A 24,659-nucleotide genomic window follows, 5' to 3' on the forward strand; every position below is an offset into this window, starting at 1 on the left:
TAGCCGCGTCGTTTCCGGAAGGCCCGCGTCCCCGCGGGCCGCGACTGACAAGAATGCCGGAACTCGGGATACGGCTCGCGAGGACGCGAGGCCTCCACTCTTTCCGATGCTGAAAATCGTCTTCATGGGCTCCGACGCGATCGCGTTGCCGATGCTGAACTGGCTGGCGGGCGAGGGGAGTGCGCAGGCGCGCGTTGTCGCGGTGTTCACGCAGCCCGATCGTCCCGTCGGCCGCGGCCAGAAGGTGCAGGCGAATGCGATCAAGCTTTGGGCCCAGGAGCGCGGCATTCCCGTGCATCAGCCCGAGAAGCTGCGCGAACCGGAGCTCGCGACGCTCACCAGTTACGGCGCCGATCTCGCGCTCGTGATGGCCTACGGACACATCTTGCGCGAAGCGTTCATAAACGCGCCGCGCCTGGGCACGCTGAATTTCCACACGTCTCTGTTGCCGAAGTATCGCGGCGCTTCGCCGATCCAAACCGCAGTCGCCAGCGGCGAGCGCGAGACCGGCGTCACGCTCATGCGCATCGTGGCCGCGCTCGATGCCGGACCGGTCGGAGACGTGGAGCGCGTCGAAATCGGGCCGCGCGACACGGCGTTGGATGTTGAGGCGAAGCTGTCTGCGGCCTGCGTGCCTCTTATCGCGCGCGCGCTGCCGAAACTCGCCGCCGGCGCACTGGAGTTTCGCGAGCAGGACCACGCCGCCGCGACCTTCTGCCGCAAGCTCGAGAAGGCGGACGGCGCGCTCGATTTCGCTCGTTCGGCCGCCGAACTCGCCGCGCGCATCAACGGCCTCTTCCCCTGGCCCGCGACGACCGTCGAGATCGCCGGCCAGCCGATCAAGTTCGGCGCCGCGGAGGTTTGTCACCTATTAGGTGACAAATCCGGCGAACCCGGTGGTGTCCTCGGGGCCGACCGCGAGGGTCTTCTGATCGCGACGGGTGCCGGAGTGTTGCGTGTGCTGCGGCTCCAGCGCCCCGGCGGAAAAATGCTCGAGGCAGGCGAGTTTCTGCGCGGCTTCCCCATCGCGGCGGGAACGATGCTCGCGTCGTCACCGATGCCCGCGCTCGCGTCGCCGAAACCTTTCCCGCGTCCGCCCCGCTGACGGGTCTTCGCTTGTTTTCGACCGGCTTTTTCCCAAGCTGCCGACATGCGAACGTGGTTTCTTCTCGGGAGTCTCGCGGCGGTGACCGCCCTGGCCCAGCCGGCCAACAACACCGCGTTCGAGTTGGCGAGCTTGCGTGAGGACGTGCGCGAGCTGAAGCAGCGCATCGGTGAACTGTCCCTGACCATCGAGCAGCTTTCGCGCGAAAACGCCGCGCTCCAATCCAAGGCGAACCAAGGCTACGCGACGGTCGAGCAGCTCAACAAAGCCGTCGCCGAACTCAATCGCGCGGTGCAGGGCGACCTCGCCGAGCAGAAGCGCGAGGTGCTCACGCAAGTGGCCGCGCAACTGGAGCGCATGGGCAAGCAGACGAACGCGGCGCTCGAGTCGCTCGCGAAGAACCAGGCCGCGCGACCGGTCGTGCAGTCGAATTTCGCGGAGGATTTTCCGAAGCAGGGCATCAACTACACGGTGCAGACCGGCGACACGCTTTCCTCGATCGCGCAAAAGAACGGCGCGCGCCTGCAGGACATCATCAACGCGAACAAAATCAGCGACCCGACGAAGATTCGCGTCGGGCAGACGCTGTTCATCCCTCTCGCCAAATAACATGGCCAAACCGCCCCCCTCCCGCCTCGGTCGCGGCCTCGGTGCGCTCATCGCGAGCGGCACCCCGGCCAAGCCCGCTTCTCCAGCCGCTGCTCCCGCGCCCGCGGGGCACTCGCCCGCGGCCGCGCCTGCCGCCCCCGTGCACGATGGCTTGCCGGGTTACCGGGAAGTCCCGATCGCGCAGGTGGAGCCGAACCCCTATCAGCCGCGCAAGGAGTTCGACCCCGCCGCGCTCGCCGACCTCGTGGAGAGCATCCGCGCCGAGGGACTGCTGCAGCCCATCGTCGTTCGGCAGGTCGGGGAAAAATTCCAGCTTATCGCCGGTGAACGCCGCTGGCGCGCGTTTCAACAGCTGAAGCTGAAAACGATTCCGGCCCGTGTGATGACGTCGAGCGATGCCTCTTCGGCCTCGCTCGCTCTGATCGAGAATTTGCAGCGCGCCGACCTGAATCCGATCGAGGAAGCGCACGGTTACGCCAGCCTCATCCGCGATTTCGACCTCACGCAGGACGCTGCGGCGCAACGCGTCGGACGTGGACGCGCGACCGTGGCCAACTCCCTCCGCCTGCTCGCGCTCGAGCCCGAGATTCAAAGCTATCTCGGCAAGGCGATGCTCAGCGTGGGGCACGCGAAGGTTTTGCTCGGCTTGGAAAGCGGCGCCGAGCGGCTCGTGGTGGCGCGCCGCGCCATCGAAGGCGGCCTCAGCGTGCGCGCACTTGAGGAAATCGTGCAGGGTAGGCGTGGAAGCGCAGCTGGTCCGGGCAAGAAGCGCCAGGCTCCCGCCGCCGAGTCCACCGCGTTGGCCGATGTGCAGAAGAAGCTCACTAGTCACCTCGGTGCGCGCGTCACGTTGCGGCATGCACCGAAACACGGGCGCATCATCGTGGAGTATCACGGCAACGACGATCTCGCGCGCGTGCTGGAGCGCATGGGGCTCACGCTCTGATTCGTTCGCGGCGCGGAGTCACGACACTCTCATCGGGCGAAGAATCGCGGCGGCGCGGACGGAGCGCGCGGACCGCTATTTCTTGGCCTTCGACGGCGGAAATCCTCGGACCAAGTGGGTTTCGTCCACGCGCTTGTAGAGATCGCGCATGGCGGCAGTGGCGGCGTCTTCGAGCGCGTCGGCGATTTCGAAGTCGCGGAAGCCGTAGCGACCGCGTTCCTGGATCCATGTGATCTGGGTCTGTGTGACGATGCCGAGATCGCGCTTCTCGCCGCCGGGCGCCGAGAGGCTGGCGGCGAGCGTGCATTCGGCATTGCCCACGCGATCGATCCGCCACGTCAGCAGGTTGAGCGTGAGCAACGGCAGATCGGCGTTGGGCGTGCGATCGCCGTCGGGCATGAAGTCGACGACTCCGGTGAAGCCGCGCCGCTTGAAGGTGTCGCTTAGGATGCCCGCGAGCGAGTCGGCGATGCGGTCGTCCAGAAATGGCCGCCACGTCGGGGGCACGTTGATCTGCAGCTGAAGATCGGCGGGCTTGGCGGAAGTGCTGGCTTTTTCGGCCGCAAATGAGGTCAGGGCGGCGCCCAGTGCGGCGGCGCACAGCAGGCCGCGAAGGAGAAAGGCGTGGGTTTTCATGGGAGAAGTGAGACGTTGGACGGGAGCGGCGGTTCCCGCGTGCTGTTGCGAGCGGAGCGACCAGAACTTTGGTTGACAAAACGGGCCGGAATCCGTTCGTTCGCCCCTTTCATGAACTTGCTCATCAATATTTTCACGGTGGTTCTGATCCTCGTGTCCCTGTTTCTGGTCCTCGTCGTCCTGATGCAGAAAGCCAAGTCGGATGGCGGCGTGGCGGCCATGGGCGGCGGTGCCGCCGAGTCCGCCTTCGGCGCCGAGACCGGCAACGTGTTGAGCAAAGCCACGATCAACGCGGCGATTCTTTTCTTCGTGCTCAGCTTCGGCCTCTACCTGGCGCACATCTACCAGTCGAAGCACCAGACGGCGGCGGACGCCAAGCTCCCGACGGTGACGGCCCCGGCCGCCCAGCCGGCCGCGACGCCCGCGCCGACGACGCCCAGTGAGCCCAAGAAGTAACAAACTCCCTCGAAACCCGGTTCGCCGGGTTTTGTTTTTTGCAGGCCTCGTGTGCGCGGTCGGCGCGCTTAGCGGCGCGACCGCGGCGACGAAGCCGGCACCGAAGTTCATCGGGAAGCCTGATCAAGCGGAGGGCGCGCATATCCTCGCGGGCTTCCGCAACGTCGGCATTCGCGGCGGCTATTGGCTGAGGTTCGAGCTCACGGTGATTCCGCGCCAAGGCGACGAGCGCGTCCTGAACGGCGAGATGTCCGGACTGCAGGGGGCCGACGGCCCGCTCACGCGGCTGGTTGTCGACGACCCGTCGAACAAGGGCGGCAGCCACGAGCAGCGTTATCTCCTGCATGGCGGTGCGAATGCGGAAGCTTGGACTTGGAACGCGGGCGAACACGGTGCGAAGGCGCATCCGCTGCCCGCCGAGCAGTGGCTGGCGCCTGTGCAAGGCACCGACCTCACGCTCTTCGACCTGCAGATGCCGTTTTTGCGTTGGAGCGATTTCGCCTACGAAGGCGTCGCCAACGTGCGCGGGCGGCCGGCCCACGCGTTTCTGCTTTATCCGCCGCCGTCGTTCACGCCGCCGGCCGACACGCTGGCGCCTGCGGCGGTTCGCGTGTTCCTCGACACGCAGTTCGCCGCGATGACACAGGCGGAGTGGGTCGACGCGAACGGTAAGCCGCTCAAGACCGTCACCGTGCTCGACCTCAAGAAAGTGGGCGAGCAGTGGCTCGTGAAATCGATCGACCTGCGGAACCATCAGACGCGGGCGAAAACCCGCTTCGCGGTCGTTGCGGTGGCCCTCGACCTCTCTTGGACGCCGGAGACATTCGCGCCCGAGACGCTGCCGCGTCCAGCGGCGGCGGTTCCGAGCGAGAAAATCGAACGGTTTTAAGGACATGGACGCCCCGACCGGCATCCAACTCGAGGTCGAATTTCTCGACCGCCTCAACGAACCCGTGCGGGAGGGAAAGGCGAAGTCGGTCAGCGAGATCATCCGCACCGCGCTGGAGAGGTTCAATTTCGAGAACGTCGTCGTGCTGCGCCCGTCGCATGTGACCATCAGCGTGCGTCTGCCGAGCGAAGTGCGTCGCGACTTGAAGCGCGTCGCGCGCGAGAAGCACACCAGCATCGGTCAGCTGGTGCGCATCGCGGTCGACACATATTTGCCGCAGCTCGAAGAAGCTTCGGCCGGCCAGCTGGAAATCGAGATGTCGACCGCGGTGCCGCGCGAACCGGAGCCGCCGCCGAGCCCCAAAGCGCCGGTCGCCGCGGCGCGCCCTGCCGCCAAGGACACGCGCAAGAAGGCTCCCGCGCGCAAGAGCGCCGCGAAACGCGCGGCAAAGACTCCCCCGAAGCCCGCCGCGAGTGCGAAGAAGAAGCGCGCGCGCTAAGTGCTTCCACCTATGACCGAACTCGCCGACGCGTGACTTGCGTTGGCCAACGGCGCGCCCTTAAGTCGGGCCCCGTTTATGAGCCAACCGCCTCCGCTCTCCGTCTGGGCCCGCAATGTCTCGCCTTCGCCGACGCTCGCGATCGATGCGAAAGCGAAAGCCATGATCGCCGCCGGCGAGGACGTCTGCTCCTTCGCCGCGGGTGAGCCGGATTTCGACACGCCGGAGTTCATCAAGGAGGCCGCCATCGCCGCGCTCAAGTCCGGCAAGACCAAGTATGCCCCGACGCCGGGCATCGAGCCGCTGCGCGTCGCCATCGCCGAACGTTACGCCGCCGAATACGGCTACAAGATCACGCCCGCGCAGGTCGTCGTCTCGCCGGGCGGCAAGTATTCCTGCTACCTCGCCGTCCTCGCCACCTGCAATCCGGGCGACGAGGCCATCGTCCCCGCGCCGTATTGGGTGAGCTATCCCGAGATGGTGAAGCTCGCGGGCGCGACGCCGAAGTTCGTCGTCTGCGACGACAAGGTCGGTTTCAAGCTCACGCCGGCCGTGCTCGAGGCGGCGATCACGCCGAAGACGAAGCTGCTCATTCTCAACTCCCCGTCGAATCCGACCGGCGCCGTCTATACGCGCGCCGAACTCGCCGCGCTCGCCGACGTCTGCGTGAAGCACAATCTCTACGTGCTCGCCGACGAGATGTATGAGCACCTGATCTACGACGGCGACGAGCCCGTGAATTTCGCCATGCTCGGCGCCGAGGTGGAGAAGCGCACGATCACCGTCGCCGGTTTTTCCAAGACCTACTCGATGACCGGCTGGCGCCTCGGCACGCTCGTCGCGCCCGCGCCCATCGCCAAGGCCTGCGGCGAACTCCAGAGCCAGATGTCGTCCAATGCCACGACCTTCGCGCAATACGGCGCGCTCGCCGCGTTGAAGGAAAAGGCCAAGGCCGACGCCGCGATCAAGGAAATGAAGTCCGCCTTCGACCGCCGCCGCACATGGCTGCACGCCGAGCTGAACAAGATTCCCGGCATCTCGTGCCTGCTCGCCGGCGGCGCGTTCTACCTTTTCCCGAACATCTCGAGCTTCGGCCTCAAGGACGCGGAGTTCTGCGCCAAACTGCTCGAGCAGGAAAAGGTCGCCGCCGTCCCGGGCTCGTCGTTCGGCGCCGAGGGCTACCTGCGGCTCAGCTACGCGACGTCCGACGAGATCCTGCGCAAGGGCGTCGAACGCCTCACGCGCTTCTGCGCCGGCTTGAAAAAGTAGGCGCGACGCACCTCCGGCCTGCAACCGCCTCGGCGGCCCGAGCGTCATCCCGACATGCGCTGGCCGACCGGTTTCATTCTTGCCGCACTGACTTTCGCGGTGGCTCCGCACGCCTTGGCGCGCGAGCCGATCCGTCGGACGTGGGAGGTTGCCGGCGTGAATCGGCAGGCGGAAATCTGGCTGCCTGAGCAAAAATCCACCAACGGCGCGCCGGTGGTGTTCCTCTTCCATGGCCACGGCGGGAATGCCAGGCAGATCGCGCGCTCGATGCCCATCCCGCAACTGTGGCCCGAGGCCCTGGTCGTGTGCATGCAGGGATTGCCGACGCCCGGGCAGTTGACCGATCGCGAAGGGAAACTGAACGGCTGGCAAGCCGCGCCGGGCGACCAGGGCGATCGCGACCTCGCGTTTTTCGACGCCGTGCTGACGACGTTGCGCCGCGACTACCCGATCGATGCGCGTCGCATCCACGCCACGGGTCACTCGAACGGCGGCGGGTTCACGTATTTGTTGTGGGCGATGCGACGCGACGTGTTCGCGGCGTTCGCGCCCTCGTCCGCCGTGGCGGGGCGATTTGCGCACCGTCTGACGCCGGCGCCCGTCCTCCATCTTGCGGGGAGAAACGATGAACTCGTGAAGTTCGCGTGGCAGGAGCGCATGATCGCGCACCTCCGTGAACTGAATTCCTGCGCCGCGACCGGCACGCGCGAGGGCGGATACGTGACGCGCTACGCGTCGGCCAGCGGCAACCCGACGGCGACATTCATCCACAACGGAGGACACCAACTCCCTGCGGCGGCGAGCGCTGCGGTGGTGGAATTCCTCCGCGCGCAGGCTCGAACGGAGTAGCCGGACGCGCGCGGAGTTCAGGCGAGCGCGGTCTCGTTTGCCGGCCCGGATTCAACGGCCCGAAGCGACGGTGGTGTCCGGGAACGCAGCGGCCGTCCGTCGAGGAGTCAGACCGCCATGCTTCTCGCCACGATCATCCTCGCCGCGCTCGTCGTCCTCACGAGTTGGGACGCCGGTGAGGCGTCATGAACGCGGAAATGCAGCCGCCCATTCCTCTGCGTCAAAGCCGAGGAGCCCCACACCTTCGCCGAGGACGAATGGGCGTTTCACCAACCGCCCATCGGAGCCGAGCAAGGCGAGGGCTTCCGCCTCCGTCATCGCCGGGAGCTTCGCGGCGAGTCCGCGTTCGCGGTATTGGATGCCGGAAGTGTTGAAGAGCCGGCGCAGCTGGCCGCCTTGATGCCGCAACATCGCGCGCAGCTCCGCGGGAGTCGGCGGTTGCTCGTAGATCGGACGTTCGACGAACTCCACGCCACGCTCGCGGAGCCAGCGCGTCGCGTCGCGGCACGTGCTGCATTTGGCGTAGGCGTAGATGATGACAGGGGAGCGGGCCATGGTGGGAGGCATTCAACCTGCGCCGTCTCTCCGCACAAGCGCCCATTGCGCCGGGATGATTCGCGTTGTCTCGCAGACGACAGTCCCAACGCTGGCGCGATGAAGAAGACTTTCCCGCTCCAGCAAGCCGGCCGCGACGACGCCCGTGTGCGCGACAAGATTCGCCACGAGGTGAACAAGTTCCTGCGCCGCGCCCGGCAGCGTCCGCCGCAGGAGGGTTTTCGCGGGTGGGATTTCGCGTGCAAGATCGGCCCGAGCGAGAGTCAGGCTCAGCCGTGCGCCCTGGCCGAGGTGGCGGCGGGCATCGACACAGTCGCGCAAGGCGGCGCGACGCACGTCTACATCGAGTTGATTCCCGTGCCGGCGCGTCCGGTGCCGACGACCGACGTCGGCTGAGCGGCGGACGTCAGGCCTTTTTCACGAAGCACGCCTTGAGCGCGAGGGCGATGCCGTCGATCTTGCAATCGATCTCGTGGTCGCCGTCGACCAAGCGAATGTTCTTCGCCTTGGAACCGGCTTTGAGAACCTGCGCGCCGCCGAGTTTCAGGTCTTTGATCGTGATGATCGTGTCGCCCTCGACGAGCACGTTGCCATGGGCGTCCTTCACGACGCGGGCGGCTTCGGGCGCTTCCTCCTTCGGCCATTCGTGACCGCAGGTAGCGCATTCCCACTTGTCGGGATGCTCAAGGACGTCTTCGAGCGTGCAGGCAGGGCAGGTGGGTTTCGACATAAGCGGGCAAGCTGCCGGGCGCCCGCCGCGGTCCGCAAGGCTATTTCCGCTCAATGCTCGTCGACGCGCGCCATCTTTTCGTCGATGACCGGGGCGCCGACGCCGTTGATGACATGCGCGATGCCGCTGCCGCGCTGGCGATTCAGGCGCAGCGTGACGAGGTGGTGGAACTTCACGCCGGGCGCCGTGGGCGACTCGACGGCGTTGTCGAGGATCACTGGTGTTTCGTGGAACACCGCGTAGACGCCCACGCCCCACGCCTCGTGCGTGCGAACGTTGTCGGCGACCTTGTAGGACGCGAAGCCGCGTGTGGCGCCGTTCATCCACGCCGCTTGGCTCGGCGGATCATAGGGCAGCTCCGATTGATAGAGGTAGACGCGCCCGCCGTCGGCGTTCCACAGCGTCTGGTAGGCCTGCGTGTGTTCGACAAAGAGCCCGTAGGCGGTGACGTCACGCCCGTTGACGACGAGGCCGAAAGCGTTGCGGTTCATTTCCCAACCGGCGCCTGGGCCATGATCGGCACGCCAGAGCCAGAGGTTGTCGAGGAGCGTCTGCGCGCTGTTCACCTCGACGAAGCACCGCGTGCGTCCGGCAACGCTCGAACCGGCGCGCGCGAAGATGTCGTGGAGTGCGATCGGTCGCTCCGCGTGCGTGGCGGTGCTGCCGCGCGGGCCGACCTCCAGCAGGAGCGGTGACTCGTGTTCGCTCGCTTCGAGGATCAGGCCGCATGCCACGAGGCCGTCCACATCGGCGAGGCGCAGCGCGGGCTGGCCGGTCGCCGAGATGAGCGTCGGGAAACCAAGTCCGAACACGATGGTGTCCGGGCGTTGGACCTCAAGCGGCGCGGTGAGCAGGTAGTTGCCCGGCGTCAGCAGGAGATGTTTGCCGGCGGCGAGCGCGGCGTTGAGCGTCGCCGCGGTGTCGTCCTCGGGACGCGCGATGTAGAACTCGCTCAACGGAATCGCGCGACCAGGCGTTGGCCGGTCCGCGCTCCAAGTGGTGCCTTGCGAGTCGCGCGCGTAGTCCGGCACGAGCACGAAGAAGTCGCCGCGCGCATCGGTGAAGAGATACGGCTTCTCGCGGCTCACCGGCGTGCGATCGATCACGGTGTATGCCGGATCGGGCCAGCGGCCGTCGGGCGCGCGGTCGACGCCGACGAAGACCATGTTCCAACTCGAGCCGACCCATCGGCCCCAAGTGTCGTTGCGCGAGAGCCACTGTTGCTGCGTGCCGGAGTTCACGGTGCCGTCGATGCGACAGTCGGCCATGAAGCCGCCGCTGGCCCAGCCGCCGTCCCACAAATTCATATCGCCGCGCACGTGCATGCGGCGAAACGAGGTGCCTTGCGACACGGCCCAGACGTTCACGCGCCCTTCGACTTTGGGCGTGACGCTGAGGTTTTCCGCGACGCGCCAGAAATTGATCGTGGCGTTGTTGTTGCCGGTCCAAGTGGCCTTGGAGCGCACCGCGCCGGTGATGTGCACGTCGTCGGGCGAGCGGCCAAGTCCCGCGACGTGCATGTAGTAACCGACGCGAACATCGGCCTGATACTCGCCCGGGCGGAAGAGCAGAGCGAAGCGGCCGGGGCCGAATTCGCTGCGCTCCTGGCGCGCGTAGACGGCGTCGATACGCGCTTGGATGTCGCGATCGCCAGGGCTGAAGATCAGCACCGCAGGGCCGAAATCCGGCGCAGCGCCAGACGCGAGGGTGAACATGAGGGCAAGGCCGGGAAGGAGTCGCAACCGCAGCGATTTCATCGAGCGAGCGTCGAGCCTAGCTTCGCCGCATGGCGCCCGGCAATCGGCGAGCGTTTTCGGTGCACAGAAATTTGGAAAAGGTGCACGCGCGCGCAACGGTCAGCCGATGGCGCAAGTGGGGAGAAAGTCCCGGAGTCGCGTGACCGCCCGCCTATTCCGTCCGCAGCGCTTCCATCGGATCGATCCGCGCGGCACGGCGCGCGGGAATCCACAACGCCGCGAGCCCGACGAACGCGATCACGAGGGCGACAACAAGGTAGACGACAGGGTTGTTCGTCATGCCGGGTCCAAAGAGATCCTGCACGGGTCGGGTCAGGAAGAATCCGCCGAGGAGTCCGATGGCGAGACCGATGCCGATCTGTCGCCCGCCCTGAGCGAGCACGAGCTTGAGCACCTGGCCGACCGTGGCGCCGAGCGCCATGCGCACACCGAATTCGCGCGTGCGCCGGCTGACGGCGAGCGAGGTGACGCCGTAGACGCCGATGGCGCCGAGGAAGAGCGTGACGAGTGCGAAGATGCCCGCCATCACGCCGATGATGGTGAAGCCGCGCGCAGCTTGGGCCGTCACGGTCGTGAGCGTGCCGATGGAGTGAATCGGCTGGTTAGGATCGAGCGAAGCGATGGCCTTGCGGACGGGCGGGACGTATTGGAGCGGGTCGCCCTTGGTGCGGATGAAAATATCGAGCCAGCCCCAGCCCATCTGGTCCTGCACGAGGTAGAATCCCGCCTCGTCGATGCCGGGAGGCGCGAAGAGCCCCTGCATCTTCAAGTCGGGCACGATGCCAATGATCGTCAGCCATTCGCCGTCGGGCGTCTGGGCGCTCTGGAAGCGGCGTCCGAGCGCATCCTGACCCGGCCAGAATTTGCGCGCGAACGACTCGTTGACCACGGCGGCGCGGACCTTGAGCGAGTGCTCGCGCGAATCGAAGAGGCGGCCGCGTAGCGCGGACACGCCGATGAGTTTGAAGTAGTCGGAAGAGATGACCTCGAGCCACGCGGGCGGACGGTCGTTGGCGTGCGCGAAGACCATCCCTTCGGGGGCAACCGGTGTCGGCACGCCGCTGCCGATGATGTTGCGGCTGGTCACCGCGACGGCGTCGACGCCGGGTTCGTTTTGCAGGCGCTGCATGAGCTCGCGGAAGAATTGGGCGCGTTTCTCGACCGTCGGATAGACGGCGTCGTGAATTTCGACGCGGCCGGTGAGGAGGCGATCGGGGTCGTAGCGCAAGTTGGCTTGGCGGACGTCGAACACGGTCCAGCCGACCACGCACGCAGCAACGAGCAAGGCGGAGGAGAAGGCGATCTGCGCGGTGACGAGCCAGCGAGCGAGGCGGCCGAGGCCCATGCTCGATGCGGCCCGCGCGTCGTCTTTCAGCGCGGTGTTCACGTCGAGCCGCGAGGCTTGGAGAGCGGGCATGATGCCGGCGAAGAGGCCGGCGAGCGCCGTGAGCAGGATGGTCGCGCCGACGATCCGGTAATCGAGTCGGAAGTCGAACCAGTCGGGCATGTAGGGCCGATGCGCGAGGTGCGTGTTGAGCAGGTCGACGCCGAAGAGGGCGACGACGAAACCGCCGACGGCGCCCAGCGCGGCGAGCACGAGGGCCTCGCCGAGGAGTTGGCGCACGAGGCGGAAGCGGCTGGCGCCGACGGCGGCGCGAACGGCGAGCTCGCGCGTGCGCTGCGCGGCGCGGCCGAGGAGCATGTTGGCGACGTTCACGCAGGCGAGCGCGAGGATGAAGACGGTCATCGCGAGCAGCAGGACGAGAATGGGAATCGTGCCGCCGCCCGCGTAGGCGAAGGCGATCTTCTCGACCGCCATGCGATTGTAGCCGCTGTTGCTGTCGGGCCACTGCTTCTCGAGGATCGCGGCGATGCCGTCGAATTCGGCGCGCGCCTGGTCGAGCGAGACGCCGCGCTTCAATCGGCCGATCATCTCAGCGCGATCCACCGGCGTGGTGCGCGGATCGTTGGGACCGGCGCGCAGGTTCACCCACAGGCGCTCGGAGCCTGGAAAGGAGAAGTGCGGAGGCATGACACCGATGATCGTGCCTGCGACGCCGTTCACACTGAGCGGCTGGCCGAGGACCTTCGGGTCGGCGGCGAATTCCTCCTGCCAAAGCTTGTGCGACAGCACGATAAGCGTCGGCTGGCCGATCTGGTCCTCGGCGGCAGTGAACCAGCGGCCGAGCATCGGCTGCACGCCCATCAGCTCAGGGACGTTGTAGGTGACGAAACCGCCCGGATGGTGAGAGGGGATGCGTCCGGGCGCGCTGAGGTTGAGGCCGCCGGTCGTCGAACCGACAAGAACGTCGAACGACGTCTGGCGTTCGCGGAAGGCGAGAAAATCGCGGTAGGGCAGCGAATCCCAGCCGTCGCGTCCCTGGCTCGCGGGCGCCATGCGGCCAATGTGCATGATGCGCTGTGCGTCGGGCGCGGGAATGCCGCGCAGCAGGATGCCGTCGATGAGGCTGAATTGCGTGGCGACGAGACCGATGCCGAGGGCGAGCGAGACGGCGGCCGTGAGGTTGAAACCCGGCCGCAGCCGGATCTGGCGGAGCGCGAGTTTCAGGAATTGCATGGGGCGGGACCGGGAGTCGCCGGTCAGCGGGGCGTCACTTCGATACGATCACGCCGTCGGCGAGGCGGACGGTGCGCGAACCGTAAGAGGCGTTTTCCTCGGAGTGCGTGACTTGGATGATGGTCGTGCCTTCCTCGTTGAGCTTCTTGAAAAGCTTCATGATCTCGCGGCCCTGATCGCTGTGGAGATTGCCGGTCGGCTCGTCGGCGAGAATGAGCGACGGGCTGGCGATGAGCGCGCGGGCGACGCCCACGAGCTGCTGCTGGCCGCCGGAAAGCTGGTTCGGATAAAGGTCTTTCTTGCCGACGATGCCGAAGCGATCGAGCACGTCGCAGACGATGGACTCGCGTTCCTTCTTCGGCGTGTCGCGATAGGAGAGCGGGATCTCGAGATTTTCGTAGACCGTGAGGTCGTCGAGCAGGTGGTAGCTCTGGAAAACGAAGCCGATGTGCTTTTTCTGCAGTTCGAAGCGCTTCTTTTTGTCGAGCTTGTGGATCGGCTCTCCGCGCAGGGTGAATTCGCCATTCCAAGCGCTGTCGTGCAGGCCGAGGATGTGGAGCAGCGTGGACTTGCCGGAACCCGACGGCCCCATGATGGAGACGAACTCGCCCTCGTTGATTTCGAGGTTGATGTTGCGGAGGGCGTAGAACACGCCGCCTTTGAGCGGGTAGATTTTTTCGACAGAGCGAAGCGAGATCATGAAGGGGACAGTGGAGAAAAGACGGGGATCGGCCAAGCGCGCTCACGCAATCAACTCGGGCGGCGGCGGCCACGCCGGGCGCTGCTTAGACGGCCGCGAAGGCTTGGTGGCGTCGCGCGCGGGCGGAGTGATGCTCGGCGCAGTGCTCGGCGGAGGAGGGGCAGGAGCCGGCTCGGCGGGGGCAACATTGCCGGAGTCGTCGACAGGAGGCGTCGGTGCCGCGTCGGATTTCGCCGATTCGCTGGACTTGCCGGCTGACTTGGACGACTCGCCGCACTGCTCGTTCGCGGCGACGGCCGACGCACCGGTCAGCACTGCTGCGGCGAGGAGCGATGCGAGCGACGAAAGCAGCCGTTGGCGGAGCGTCATGAATGCAAGCGCGCGGATACGCGCCGTCGTCCTCTTTCGCACGCGATGTGCCACGGCTCGCTCGAATTTCGGGCGCTGATAGGCAGTGATTTGCGCAACGCGAACTCGGTCACGCTGCGCGGTGGCGCTCGGATTCGAAATCAGGCCGTCCCAAAGTCGGGACAAAATTCAAGGCACGAGGCGAACGGCGGCGTCGATACGATCACCCGCGCGTGCCCAGCGGTAAACCAGCGGTCCGCTGGCGCGCTTGAGCGATTTGAACAGCTCCTTGTCGGCGCGTTGCTGCAGCATGAGTTCCTCCACGCCGCCGGCGGAGCAATTGAAGATCTTGGCGTAGCCCTTGTAGACGCGCGGCTCGCCGAGAATCCGCGAGGCGTCGGCGGGCTGCGTCCACGCGCGGCGGTCGAGCACCAGAAAACTGTAGGGCAGCGAGCGGAGATCGATGCCGGCGCGCTGGCCGAATTTCACCCATTCGGAGTTGGCGAAGATCTCCGACGGCGGCGCGGCGAAGAAGTGGCACCAGTCGCGCTCGCGCTCCGCGGCGAGCAGACCGCAGGCGGCGGCGTGCGGGCACGGCGCGACCGCCTGAAAGCCGGTGGCGCGCGCGTGCTCGCGCCACTCGACGATCGCGCGGCCGACTTCGTGCGTGCCGGGCTCGACCCAGAGAACGGTTTGTGCGCGAGCGAGGAGGTTGCGGAGTTCGGCGCGGCCGTTGTCGTCGAGTTCGTTGAGGACGTGGCTGACGACGAGGACGTCGATGGCGCCTTCCTGGAGAAAACGGTAACTGGCGCGCTCGGCGGCGAGCCCGGGGAAAACCGTGTGCGCGCGACGCTCCGCAAATTCAACGGCGAGCGGCGAATGATCGTGCAGGACGAGGCGGCCGACGTTCGCGGCGCCGAGAAATTCCACGACGCGGCGGCCCGCGACGCCGCTGCCGCAACCCCAGTCGAACACCGTCGCGTTCGTCGGCGCGGTCCAGTTGCGCAGGCGCAACTCGCGGAGCACCGCGTCCCATTTCCAGCCGATGCGTTCAGCGTAGGTGAGGTCGTAGGCCTCGAGGTCGGTGACTGTGTGCCAATAGGGGCCTTCGGCGCGTGCGTTCGTGAGGAACGTCTCGCGCAAGCGATCAAGCACTTCCCAATCGAGCGAGGTCAGGTCCATCAGCGCAGGGCGAGATCGAGTCGTTCCGGGACGAAAAGGTGGTCGCCGTTGCGCGGCGACGGGACCGTGAAGTCGCGGGTCATATCGAGCGGCTGGGCGCGTCGGTGGCTCGTGCCCGAGTCGCGGACGAGATAGACGGCGCTCATCTTCGCGTAGGGCTGCGGTCCGCCCGCGCGCTCGATGGCGCGGGCGAAAGTTTCTCCAGGGGCGAGCTGGACGATGCCGGGGCGAACCACGCTGCCGATGACCACAATGGAAATGGTCTGCGGCGACGCGGGCGCCTCGTGCGTCCTCACACGCTCCGTTTCCTCGCGGCCTAGCCAGGCGAGGCAGGCAAAAACCGCGATGGCGCCGATCAAGGTAAGCTTTCTCATCGGCGCGAACCCGCGCAAGGGGCGTGGGGTTACTTCGTCACCGTCACCGGCACGCTGCTCTCGCCGGCGCTGCTCTTGAAGAAGAGCGAGCCGGTGCCGGGTTTGCCGCCCTGAACGGCGATCGTGACGCTGGTCTGGCCAGCGGGCACGATCACTTCGGGCATCACGATGCTCTCGGGCACGTCGGTCTGGACGTCGATGAGCATGCCACCCGCCGGAGCGGGCTGCGGAATGGTGAAGGTCATCGCCTGCTGCTCGCCGCCGCGGAGATTGAGCGCGCTGGGCGAAACGGTGAAGTTAATGGCGTCGACGCGGAAGGAGCCGACCGCCAGCGCGGTGCCGCCGCCCGCGAGGCGCAGCGTGTAGTTGCGGCCGGTTTCAACGGCGGGCACGAAGAAGCTGATCGAACTCGGCGACTCGAACACGGTGCGCGTCGGGCTGTTGTCGAAATAGACGACGTCGTTCGGCGTGAAGCCGGCGCCGAGCACGCTGACGCGGGCGCCGATGGGCGCGCGGCTGGCTTCGGGGCGGAGGACGTAGCGGCCGGCGATGTTCAGGTGTTGCAGCTCGGAGTGCATCTCGCTCGCGATGGCGCCGGCGGGGGCGTCCTTGCCGAGGTAGGCGACGATGAAGTAATACGACGCGTTGGTGCGGCCGGAGGGGAGTTGGTAGTCGAATTCCCAGATGTCGGCGGCGGCGCTCTTGGTCATCGGGTAGATGTGGCCGTCGATGACGATACGGGGCTTGATGCTGGCCTCGTCGACCGTGTAACTGGTCGGCTTGAAGTTCGCGGTGATCGTGTAGATCTGCGACGGGTTGGCCGGCACGTTGTCCGGCGTCATGTTGGTGATCGTCAGCGACTGGCAGCCGGCCAGGAAGGCGAGCGCGAAGAGCGCGCTGACGAGCGCCGTATTGCGGCGGAAACGGGAAGAGAAGGGTTGCATGGGAAAAGGTTGCGCCGGGCCTCGCAGGCCGTTGGCTGAACGGAAATTGACGCACTTCTAATGGCCGGGTTCCCCCTAGCGCAAGAAAAGTCTCGGAGCGGAGCCGCCGCGGCGCCCGGCGCGACCGCGTCGGCGCTCGGCGTCTACGTGCACGTGCCGTTTTGCGCGACGACGTGCGACTTCTGCGCGTTCTACCAAACCGTGCCGAAGGCCGATGCGGTGCCGCGCTACCTCGCGGCGATTCGCAACGAAGCGGCGCTGGTGGATCGGGGCGGGCGACGCGTGGATACGGCGTTCTGGGGCGGCGGCACGCCGGGATTGCTGCGCGCCGGCGAACTCGAACAACTCGGTCGCGCGATGGTGGATTTCTGCGGCGGTGCGCCGGGCGAGTGGAGCGTCGAGATGGCTCCGGCGACCGTCACGGCGGAACGGCTCAAGGTCCTGCGCGAACTCGGCGTCACCCGCATTTCGCTCGGCGTGCAGAGTTTCAACGAAGCGTTGCTCGATGCGCTCGGCCGCCAGCACAACCCGAAGCAAATTTACCGCGCCTACGACCTGATCCGCGCGGCCGGATTTCCGAGCGTGAATCTGGACCTGATGTTCGCGCTGCCGAATCAGGACGAAGCGCAGTGGCGCACGGATCTGGCCGAGGTCGTGCGGCTCGCGCCGGATCATCTGTCGACGTATTGCCTGACGTTCGAGGAAGACACGGCGTTGTGGGTGAAACTCTCGCAGGGCAAGGTGAAGCTGGATCCGGAGAAGGAGGCGGCGTTCTACCTGCGCACGTGGGAGTTTCTCGAGGGCGTCGGCTTCGCGCAATACGAGGTGTCGAACTTCGCACGTCCCGGCCACATCTGCCGGCACAATCTCAACACGTGGCGGATGAACGAGTGGATCGGCTTCGGCCCGTCGGGTGCGTCGCAATTCGCCGGTTGGCGGGCGAGCAACCCGCCGGACCTGACGCAGTGGCACGCGGACGTCGCCGCGGGACGGCGGGCGACGTCCGATCGCACGGCGCTGACGCCGGAGTTGCTCGCGGCGGACTGCGTGATCTTCGGCCTGCGCATGAACGCCGGCGTGTCGCTGCCGGAGTTGCGCGCGAAGTATCCGTCGGCGCCTTGGGAGAGCCTGCACGATTTTCTGCCGAAGCTGCTGCTCGAGGGATTGCTCACGCATTCGCCGGAGGGGCGCATCCAACTCACGCCGCGCGGGCGGTTGCTGGCCGATGCGGTCGGCGCGGAAGTGCTTGAAGCCTTCTCGACGGCCTCGAAAGCTCCCGGCCAATGACGCTGTTGCGCTTCGCCTTTCTCGCTCTCGCCGCACTCGCGCTGGCCGGTTGCCAGAGTGCCGCGCCGGAGAAGCCCAAGGACTACGAGCCGCTCGTCGCGCGCTTCTACCTCGAAGCGAAGCCGAACGAGGCGGGCGTGGCGGTGACTCTGCCTCAGAGCGGTGTCGCAATCGCGGTCGCCCCGAAGCCGGTGGTGGTTGAATACGACATCGCGAATGCCGAGGTGGCGCAGGTGGATCTGGGCCGCTGCCTGTTGGTGCAGCTGAATTCTGCGGCGTCGCGCGATCTGTATCGACTGAGCGTCAGCGGCATCGGGCGGCGGCTGGTGCTGGCGTTGAACGACCAATTCGTCGGCGCGCGGCGGATCGATCAGGCGATCGCGGACGGCGCCGTGTTGATTTTTCTCGAAACGCCCGAGGCGGAACTCCCGGGACAGGTGGAGCGGTTGAAGCGCACTTCCGCCGACTTGGCCGAGGCCGCGCGCAAAGCTCGGCGATGAGGCGTCTGATTTCCACGCTCGCTCTCGGTTTGCTCGCGCTGGCGCCGGCCGCGCACGCGAAGATCGATCTCGTTTTCCCGACGCCGCAAAAGGCGTGGACGACGGGACGCATCGACGAGTTCATTCAGCCCACCGTGTCGGGCGACCCGGAGTCCGGCCTGTTCGGTTGCGTGCGCAGCGGCGGCTCGCAGTTCCACGAAGGGTTGGACATCAAGCCCACGGCGCGCGACCGTCGCGGTGAGCCGGCCGATCCGGTTTTCGCGGCGATGGACGGCGTCGTGAAACACGTCGCGACTTCACCGGGCTCGAGCAATTACGGGCGCTACATCGTCATCGAGCACCCGGCTCAAACGCCCGCGGTCTACACGCTCTACGCGCACTTGGCGGCGATTCAGTCCGGCATCCGGCCGGGCGTGCGCGTCGAGAAAGGCCAGACGATCGGCATCATGGGGCGCAGTTCGAGCGGCGGCGGAATTCCGAAGGAGCGCGGGCATTTGCATTTCGAGATCGGCCTGCGCGCGACGGACGCGTTCGAGAACTGGTATGCCGCGCGGCGCTTCGGCAACCGCAACGAGCACGGTGATTTCAACGGGATGAACCTGATGGGCATCGACCCGCTGGATTTCCTCCGCCAATGGCGCACGGGCCGCGTCGACTCGTTCGAGGAATATTTCGACAAGCTGCGGCCGGTCGTGACGCTGCGGATCGCGACGACGCGCGTGCCGGATTTCATTCAGCGCTATCCCGCGCTGCTGCGAAAGCCCATCAACGGACTCGTTGCAGGCTGGGAAGTCTCGTGCAACGGCACCGGCCTGCCGTTTGCGTGGACGCCGCTTTCAGCGAACGAAGTAGTCGGCATGCGGAGCGGCGAAGTGCGGATCGTGTCCGCGGACGCGTCGGCCACGCGAGCCCATCGCTGCAAGGACCTCGTGCGCGTGCGCGGCGGAGGCTACGCGCCGGGCGGCGATTTGCGCACGATGATCGAGCAGGTGTTCGGGATTCGGTAAGCGGATTATCGGCCGGTGGCCCGTGTTTGTTCGCCCGGTCGTCGCGACTCGGGGGCCCGGGTGCGGGTGAATGAGCTTCGGTCGGTGTTATGACATTTCGAGGTGTCATCGCTCTTGTCTAGCCGAGCGCGCCGGACGATGGTTGGCGCGGCTCGCACAGTGTCCGAGGGCCACGGATACGTGGGAGATTCTGCGAGGCATTTCGCTTTAACATTCCCCCGATCCGCCGGTGCCGTGCGTTCTTGTGTTCCCGCAACGATCGCCGCCCACCGCGCCAATCAGCCATGAGCGCATCCGACCGGTCCTTTCACCTGTTCCTCTCCTACGCCCGAGCGGACAACAAAGTCCGCGTGAATCTCGCGGGCGAAGGTTGGATCACCGCCTTCGTGGCCGAGCTGAAACGGCGGCACGCGGCCTACTCCGGGCGCGAGCTCAGGATTTTCTTCGATCAGGACTCGATCGAGGACGGCACGGATTGGAAGCGACGGCTCGGCGAAGGACTCCGGCAGAGCCGCCTGTTCCTCGCGTTCCTGTCGCCGAACTACCTCACGTCGAAAAATTGCCTCTGGGAATGGGAGGAATATCTGCGCCGCGAGCACTCCGCCGCGCGCGGCGACGATGGACTGACGCCGATCTATTTCGTCACGCCGGCCGACCTGCGGTTTCAGGACGATCAGGGGCTGGCGGAGTGGCTGCGGAACATGGAGCAGCGCTACCCGTGGTTCGAGGCGCGTGAGGCGCAGTTCACTTCCGAGGCCGAGAAGACCGCGCGCGCCTTTGCCGCCGACCTCAACCGACGGCAGAAGTCCGCCACGTTCGAGCTGCATCCGTGGTTCGAGCGCGGGCCGGAGGTGTTGCGCGAACTCGATGCCGCCGAGCGCGCGTCCGACGTGAAGCGAGCGCCGCGCGCTCCGGCGGACGATTTGCGCTCGCTCGCGGAGCGGCTCAACGGCCTCGATCGGCACATCGCGCGCCGGCTCGACCGGTTGGCGCTCGCCGATCTCGCGCCGGGCAACATCACGCGGAGCCACGAGCACTTCGTGGGACGGCATCGCGAGTTGCGGGAGCTGCACGAGATCATGCTCACCGGCGGTCCGCAGAGCGGAGGGCGCGGCATGGGCGGACGCGGCATGATCGCCGCCACCTTCGCGCCCGGCGGTCTCGGCAAGACCGCACTCGCCCGCCAATACGCGCACGCCTACGCGGAGTTTTACGCCGCCGGAGGGACGTGGGAGATCGGTTGCGAGGGGCAGAAGGAACTCGGTTTCGCGCTCAAGCGATTGGTCCAGTCGACGCAGTTTCAGCAGCTCGCCTGGCGGGATCGGCGCGGGCCGGCGGCGGGGGGCGAGTTGCTCACCACTCCGCTCAGCCTGAGTCAGGAGCAGGAAAACGATCCCGCCCTCGCGCTCGAAGCGATCCTGGGCTATCTGGAGCGGGTAACGGCCGCGCGCCGCGCGATCCTGGTGGAAGAGCTCAGTCGCAGCGCGGCCGAAGGGCGAGGGGAGCGTCACACTCCGCCCGAGGAACCGCCGGAGCTGAAGCAGCCGCGTGCGCTCCTGATTCTCGACAACGTGGATCAACCGGAGCTGCTCTCGGGCCACCAAGTCGCGCAACTCCCGGCCAAGGACTGGCTCGAAATCATCGTCACGACCCGGCTCCATCCGTCCGCATTCGGCGGCGGGGATCGCACGTTCGCGCACGTGGAACTCGGCACGCTGCCCGAGGCGGACGGAGTGCAATTGCTGGCGGATTTCCAGCCGGGTGGACGTTTCGCACTCTCCTCCGAGGAGGAGGCAGCGCGGCGCATCGTGCGTGCGCTGGGCGGATGGACGATCGCCGTCGAAATCGCGGCGGCTTTCATCGGAGATCTCGCGAAAAACGGCCGCGCTGCGGTCGCGGCGGCTTTCTACGCTGAGTTGGAGAAGAACGGCCTCGCGTGGGTGGACGATCTCGCGGGCAGGACGGCGTTCGATCAGACGCAACGGCACAGCGAGGCCTCCGACCAGGGCGAGCGCGAGCGGCAGAACCGTGTCGGCACGCTCATCGCGTGGAGCGTGGCGCGCCTGAGTGCGCCGGCGCGCACGGCGCTGGAGTTCGCGAGCCTGTTCCAGCCGGACGCGATTCCGCTTTCGTGGCTGCACGTCTTGACGGCGAGCGTGCATCCGGAAGTGAAGGATAAATCGCTGACGAACGACGTGGCTTGGCCTGCGGTTTGGACGGAGTTGCGGGGCCTGCGCCTGCTGCATCCGGCGGGGGAAGTCGAGGCGGGTGAGCGTCAGGTGGAACGCGAGCCGAACGTCGTGCGGATTCATCGTGTCGTCGCCCAGCACGTCTCGCGGGATGGACTGACGGAGCGGTTCGCCGCGCTGGATAAGTTTCTCGACGCCTTCACGACCCGATTCGAGCATGAGGTCGGTAATTCTGACGACGCGTGGTTGCGCGCGCAGCATCCGTGGCTGATCGATCAGTTGGATCACCTGCTCAGCACGCGCACACCGACCCCCACCTTGCTCAGTTCGGCCGGAGTGTCCGCGAGCTATGAAGGACAACACCGATCCCTGGCACGCGCGATGGAACTCACGTCGAGAATTCTCGCAGCCGCGGAAGGTCATCTAGCGGCGAACCTGCAGAGTGCGGAGGCGCAGCGGGACGTGTCGGTGAGTTTGAGCAAGCTGGCGGACTTTCTGGCGCTTCGCGGGCAGGCCGGTGATGGGAAGAAAGCGCTGGAGTATTACGAGCGGAGTCTGGCGGTGCGCGAACAGTTGGTAGAGGCAAACCCGCAGAGCGCGCCAGCGCAGCGGGACGTGTCGGTGAGTTTGAACAAGCTGGCGGACTTTCTGGCGCAACGCGGGCAGACCGGTGATGGAAAGAAAGCGCTGGAGTATTACGAGCGGAGTCTGGCGGTGCGCGAACAGTTGGTAGAGGCAAACCCGCAGAGCGCGCCAGCACAGCGGGACGTGTCGGTGAGTTTGAACAAGCTGGCAAATTTTCTGGCTAGTCGCGGGCTGGCTGGGGATGGGGAGAAAGCGCTGGGGTATTGCCAGCGGAGTTTGGCGGTGGCCGAGCAGTTGGCGGAGGCGAGTCCGCAGAGTGCGCAGGCGCAGCGGGACGTGGTGGTGGGTTTGCTCAAGCTGGCGGACTATCTGGCGCAACGCGGGCAGACCGGTGATGGGAAGAAAGCGCTGGAGTATTACGAGCAGAGTCTGGCGGTGCTTGAGCGGTTGGCGGAGGCGAATCCACAGAGTGCGCAGGCGCAGCGGGACGTGTCGGTGAGTTTGAGCAAGCTGGCCGACTATCTGGCGCGACGCGGTCAGGCCGGGGATGGAGAGAAAGCGCTGGGGTATTATGAGCGCGAATTGGCAATCTGTGAGCGGTTGGCGGAGGCGAACGCACAGAGTGCGGAGGCGCAGCGGGACTTGAAGGTGAGTTTGGAGCGTTTGGCGGGGTTGGAGGGACGGCGGACGGGTGGGCAGAAAAAGGCGCTAGAGCTGCAACGGCGGGCGCTGGAGATCGCGCTGCGACTACGCGGCGCCAATCCGCAATCGGTCTATTTCGGACGAACGGCGGCGGTGTCGTTCTTCCTGACGTATCAACGTGCCCAAGCTGCCGGGCAGGACGATCTGGCGATGAAATGCCTCGTCGGCTGCTACGAGGTGCTTGACGAACTCATCTCTGCCGGCTGCACGCTCGACCAACAATCCATGCAGCTGCACGCGCAACTCAAAACCCAGTTTTCTTCCCCATGACGACCTCTCCCTCTCAATCACCCACTGCCTCCGGCCTGCCGCTCGTGGTTCAGGTCGCGTTCGCCGGCAAGCGCCGGCTCTTTGATCCGCCGCATGCGAGCTCCGGCGATGAGGCGGCCTTCGCCGCGGCGGTGGAGCGGCTCTTGGTGGAGCGGCTCCACCGTTTGCAGACGGAACTGGGCGGGGGGCGCGTTTGCGGGCTGTCCTCGCTTGCGGCGGGCGGCGACTTGATGTTTGCGCGGAGCTGTCAGCAATTGGGTTGGTGGCAACGTGTGTTGCTGCCCCAGCCGCGGGAGGATTTTCTCGCGGCCTGCGGGAGCGGGGGACCGGACTTCACCCCGGCCGAGGCGGAAGAGGCGCGGCGTCTGCTCCTCGGCGGGCACGTGATCGAGGAACGCGTGGCCAGCGTGGCGAGCGAGCGCGCGACGCGTTTTGAGGACGTGAATCTCGAGCTGGTCCGAATTTGCGACGTGCTGGTGTGCCTCCTGCCCGGGGCGGCGACGGCGGACAAGCCGGCGGGCACGCGCGCCACACTCGCGCTCGCCCAGCGCTGGCACCGTCCGGTGTTGGAAATCGGGGTCACCGTGGGGAAGGACGGAAAACCAGTGTTGTCGGAGCAGTGGCATTGCCCGCCTTCGAAAACCGCCGGGGCGTGCCCGGCGGCGCCGGGCTTTGCCCCGGCGCGGCTGCCCGCGCCGCTCGACCGCATTACGCCCCCGGCCACCGGTCTGGACGATGCCGCCGCCTACCGGGCCGCGCTGAAGCAGTTCTCGAGCGCCACGGCGACGCGGATGCAAAGACGATTCAAGTGGGCGGCGCTCATCATCGTCGGCGCGCACGTCGCGGCGACCGCGCTGGCGTTGGCGGCGCTCAAGATCCACGGCGAGACTGCGCTGCACTGGCTGCTGGGCATAGAATTGTCGTTCCTCCTGTTCGGCCTGGGGTATCACGAGTATCTGCACCGCTCGCATGCGGCGCAGCGCTGGGCGATGGCGCGTCTGAGCGCCGAGGTCGCGCGCTCGGCGATCCCGCTCGCCGGGGTGCCGCGGTCGCTGCGTTACCTGTTCGAACTGCCGATGCCCGGGGAACTTCGCCCGCTTCTGCGCACGCTCAACGTCCTGCATCTCGCCGGCCTCTCCGCGCGGACGGGCACGTGGCAGGCGCGGCGCGAGACCTACGTGGCCGAGCGGTTGCGCAAACCCGTCAACGGCCAACTCGACTACTACGCCCGGCGGCTGGCGCAGGCGCGCCGCTGGCTGCAGGTGGCGCAGGCGACGTTCTTCGTCGGATCGGCCGGGGCGTTCGCGGCCACGGCGGCGAAGCTCGGGCTGGCGCTGGACTGGTGGCACGTCGGCACGGCGGCGCACGATCTCGCCGCCGGCGGGCTCGGTTCGCTCGCGGTGTTTTTGCCTGTGGTGGCGGTGGCCGCGCTCTCGCTCGCGGGCGCGTTCGATCTCGAGGCGCGCGTGCACACCTACGCCGAAATGCTCGAGTTTCTCCAGCACCACACGCACTTGATCGAAGCCGCCGTGAGCGAAAACGAGTTCGCGACGCTCGCGCTGCAAATCGAGGCGCGCCTCCTTGGGGAAACTGCCAACTGGCACGCTCGGCGGGCGTTCACGGGCGTGGCGTAGGCCGCGCCAGAATTTTCCCGAGGTCCTTTTCGTCCGCCCCCGCTCTCACGCCGCCGCGC

At 66.7% G+C, this 24,659-nt stretch carries 24 protein-coding genes; 14 read left to right on the forward strand and 10 right to left on the reverse strand.

Going from position 1 to position 24,659, the window contains the following annotated elements:
* Positions 1–124 precede the first annotated feature (124 nt).
* Genes HZA32_12880 through HZA32_12890 form a run of 3 tightly spaced genes read left to right on the forward strand, consistent with a single transcriptional unit; the run spans position 125 to position 2,660 of the window.
* The gene (locus HZA32_12880; protein MBI5424964.1) at positions 125–1,105 is read left to right on the forward strand and encodes a methionyl-tRNA formyltransferase; all 981 of its coding nucleotides are present in this window, start codon (positions 125–127) and stop codon (positions 1,103–1,105) included.
* Between the two features lie 45 nt (positions 1,106–1,150).
* Positions 1,151–1,714, forward strand: a complete 564-nt coding sequence (locus HZA32_12885) for a LysM peptidoglycan-binding domain-containing protein (GenBank protein MBI5424965.1) — start codon at positions 1,151–1,153, stop codon at positions 1,712–1,714.
* 1 nt (position 1,715) lies between these two features.
* Entirely contained in the window at positions 1,716–2,660 is a 945-nt protein-coding gene (locus HZA32_12890; GenBank protein MBI5424966.1) for a ParB/RepB/Spo0J family partition protein, read from the forward strand.
* A 75-nt stretch (positions 2,661–2,735) separates the two neighbouring features.
* Here HZA32_12890 and HZA32_12895 read toward each other — a convergent pair whose 3' ends face one another.
* Positions 2,736–3,296 carry a hypothetical protein gene (locus tag HZA32_12895; GenBank protein MBI5424967.1) on the reverse strand — a complete coding sequence of 187 codons (561 nt, stop codon included), beginning with the start codon at positions 3,294–3,296 and terminating at the stop codon, positions 2,736–2,738.
* 111 nt (positions 3,297–3,407) lie between these two features.
* Here HZA32_12895 and secG point away from each other — a divergent pair, with 111 nt between their 5' ends.
* From secG to HZA32_12920, 5 genes are all read left to right on the forward strand, one after another.
* Complete coding sequence (gene secG, locus HZA32_12900) at positions 3,408–3,752, forward strand: preprotein translocase subunit SecG (GenBank protein ID MBI5424968.1); 345 nt, start codon at positions 3,408–3,410, stop codon at positions 3,750–3,752.
* A 49-nt stretch (positions 3,753–3,801) separates the two neighbouring features.
* Positions 3,802–4,641 carry an outer membrane lipoprotein-sorting protein gene (locus tag HZA32_12905; protein ID MBI5424969.1) on the forward strand — a complete coding sequence of 280 codons (840 nt, stop codon included), beginning with the start codon at positions 3,802–3,804 and terminating at the stop codon, positions 4,639–4,641.
* 4 nt (positions 4,642–4,645) lie between these two features.
* On the forward strand, positions 4,646–5,140 hold the full coding sequence (locus tag HZA32_12910) for a hypothetical protein (protein ID MBI5424970.1): 495 nt from the start codon (positions 4,646–4,648) through the stop codon (positions 5,138–5,140).
* Positions 5,141–5,218: 78 nt separating this feature from the next.
* Entirely contained in the window at positions 5,219–6,409 is a 1,191-nt protein-coding gene (locus tag HZA32_12915) for a pyridoxal phosphate-dependent aminotransferase (GenBank protein ID MBI5424971.1), read from the forward strand.
* A gap of 54 nt (positions 6,410–6,463) precedes the next feature.
* Positions 6,464–7,258 carry an esterase gene (locus HZA32_12920; protein ID MBI5424972.1) on the forward strand — a complete coding sequence of 265 codons (795 nt, stop codon included), beginning with the start codon at positions 6,464–6,466 and terminating at the stop codon, positions 7,256–7,258.
* A gap of 183 nt (positions 7,259–7,441) precedes the next feature.
* Here the strand turns inward: HZA32_12920 and HZA32_12925 are convergent, their stop codons facing one another.
* Positions 7,442–7,813 (reverse strand): arsenate reductase family protein, encoded by a 372-nt coding sequence (locus HZA32_12925; GenBank protein ID MBI5424973.1) that lies wholly within the window; start codon positions 7,811–7,813, stop codon positions 7,442–7,444.
* Positions 7,814–7,912: 99 nt separating this feature from the next.
* Here HZA32_12925 and HZA32_12930 point away from each other — a divergent pair, with 99 nt between their 5' ends.
* Positions 7,913–8,209: a hypothetical protein gene (locus HZA32_12930; GenBank protein MBI5424974.1), complete on the forward strand. Its 297-nt coding sequence runs from the start codon at positions 7,913–7,915 to the stop codon at positions 8,207–8,209.
* 10 nt (positions 8,210–8,219) lie between these two features.
* Here the strand turns inward: HZA32_12930 and HZA32_12935 are convergent, their stop codons facing one another.
* The 8 genes from HZA32_12935 to HZA32_12970 form a co-directional block, all read right to left on the reverse strand.
* A complete protein-coding gene (locus tag HZA32_12935; protein MBI5424975.1) occupies positions 8,220–8,543 on the reverse strand; it encodes an alkylphosphonate utilization protein in 324 nt (107 codons plus the stop codon).
* Between the two features lie 50 nt (positions 8,544–8,593).
* Positions 8,594–10,258, reverse strand: coding sequence for a coagulation factor 5/8 type domain-containing protein (locus tag HZA32_12940; protein MBI5424976.1), 1,665 nt, complete (start codon positions 10,256–10,258; stop codon positions 8,594–8,596).
* 193 nt (positions 10,259–10,451) lie between these two features.
* Complete coding sequence (locus tag HZA32_12945) at positions 10,452–12,878, reverse strand: ABC transporter permease (protein MBI5424977.1); 2,427 nt, start codon at positions 12,876–12,878, stop codon at positions 10,452–10,454.
* Positions 12,879–12,912: 34 nt separating this feature from the next.
* Entirely contained in the window at positions 12,913–13,578 is a 666-nt protein-coding gene (locus HZA32_12950) for an ABC transporter ATP-binding protein (protein MBI5424978.1), read from the reverse strand.
* A 42-nt stretch (positions 13,579–13,620) separates the two neighbouring features.
* Positions 13,621–13,947 carry a hypothetical protein gene (locus HZA32_12955; GenBank protein MBI5424979.1) on the reverse strand — a complete coding sequence of 109 codons (327 nt, stop codon included), beginning with the start codon at positions 13,945–13,947 and terminating at the stop codon, positions 13,621–13,623.
* A 168-nt stretch (positions 13,948–14,115) separates the two neighbouring features.
* On the reverse strand, positions 14,116–15,108 hold the full coding sequence (locus tag HZA32_12960) for a hypothetical protein (protein MBI5424980.1): 993 nt from the start codon (positions 15,106–15,108) through the stop codon (positions 14,116–14,118).
* Entirely contained in the window at positions 15,108–15,482 is a 375-nt protein-coding gene (locus HZA32_12965; GenBank protein ID MBI5424981.1) for an SLBB domain-containing protein, read from the reverse strand. Before HZA32_12965 ends, HZA32_12960 begins: the two co-directional genes overlap by 1 nt.
* Positions 15,483–15,511: 29 nt before the next feature.
* Positions 15,512–16,426, reverse strand: coding sequence for a cell surface protein (locus HZA32_12970; protein MBI5424982.1), 915 nt, complete (start codon positions 16,424–16,426; stop codon positions 15,512–15,514).
* Positions 16,427–16,486: 60 nt separating this feature from the next.
* On the opposite strand from HZA32_12970, the gene hemW reads away from it, so the two are divergent.
* The 5 genes from hemW (at position 16,487) to HZA32_12995 (ending at position 24,600) form a co-directional block, all read left to right on the forward strand.
* The gene (gene hemW, locus HZA32_12975; GenBank protein ID MBI5424983.1) at positions 16,487–17,713 is read left to right on the forward strand and encodes a radical SAM family heme chaperone HemW; all 1,227 of its coding nucleotides are present in this window, start codon (positions 16,487–16,489) and stop codon (positions 17,711–17,713) included.
* Positions 17,710–18,213, forward strand: a complete 504-nt coding sequence (locus HZA32_12980) for a hypothetical protein (protein ID MBI5424984.1) — start codon at positions 17,710–17,712, stop codon at positions 18,211–18,213. The genes hemW and HZA32_12980 overlap by 4 nt, the downstream gene beginning before the upstream one ends.
* Positions 18,210–19,220, forward strand: coding sequence for a M23 family metallopeptidase (locus tag HZA32_12985; GenBank protein ID MBI5424985.1), 1,011 nt, complete (start codon positions 18,210–18,212; stop codon positions 19,218–19,220). The genes HZA32_12980 and HZA32_12985 overlap by 4 nt, the downstream gene beginning before the upstream one ends.
* Before the next feature lie 284 nt (positions 19,221–19,504).
* Positions 19,505–22,966 (forward strand): toll/interleukin-1 receptor domain-containing protein, encoded by a 3,462-nt coding sequence (locus tag HZA32_12990; GenBank protein ID MBI5424986.1) that lies wholly within the window; start codon positions 19,505–19,507, stop codon positions 22,964–22,966.
* Entirely contained in the window at positions 22,963–24,600 is a 1,638-nt protein-coding gene (locus tag HZA32_12995) for a hypothetical protein (protein MBI5424987.1), read from the forward strand. The genes HZA32_12990 and HZA32_12995 overlap by 4 nt, the downstream gene beginning before the upstream one ends.
* Positions 24,601–24,659: the final 59 nt, after the last annotated feature.

The sequence above is a fragment of the Opitutia bacterium genome (assembly GCA_016217545.1).
GTDB lineage: Bacteria > Verrucomicrobiota > Verrucomicrobiia > Opitutales > Opitutaceae > Didemnitutus.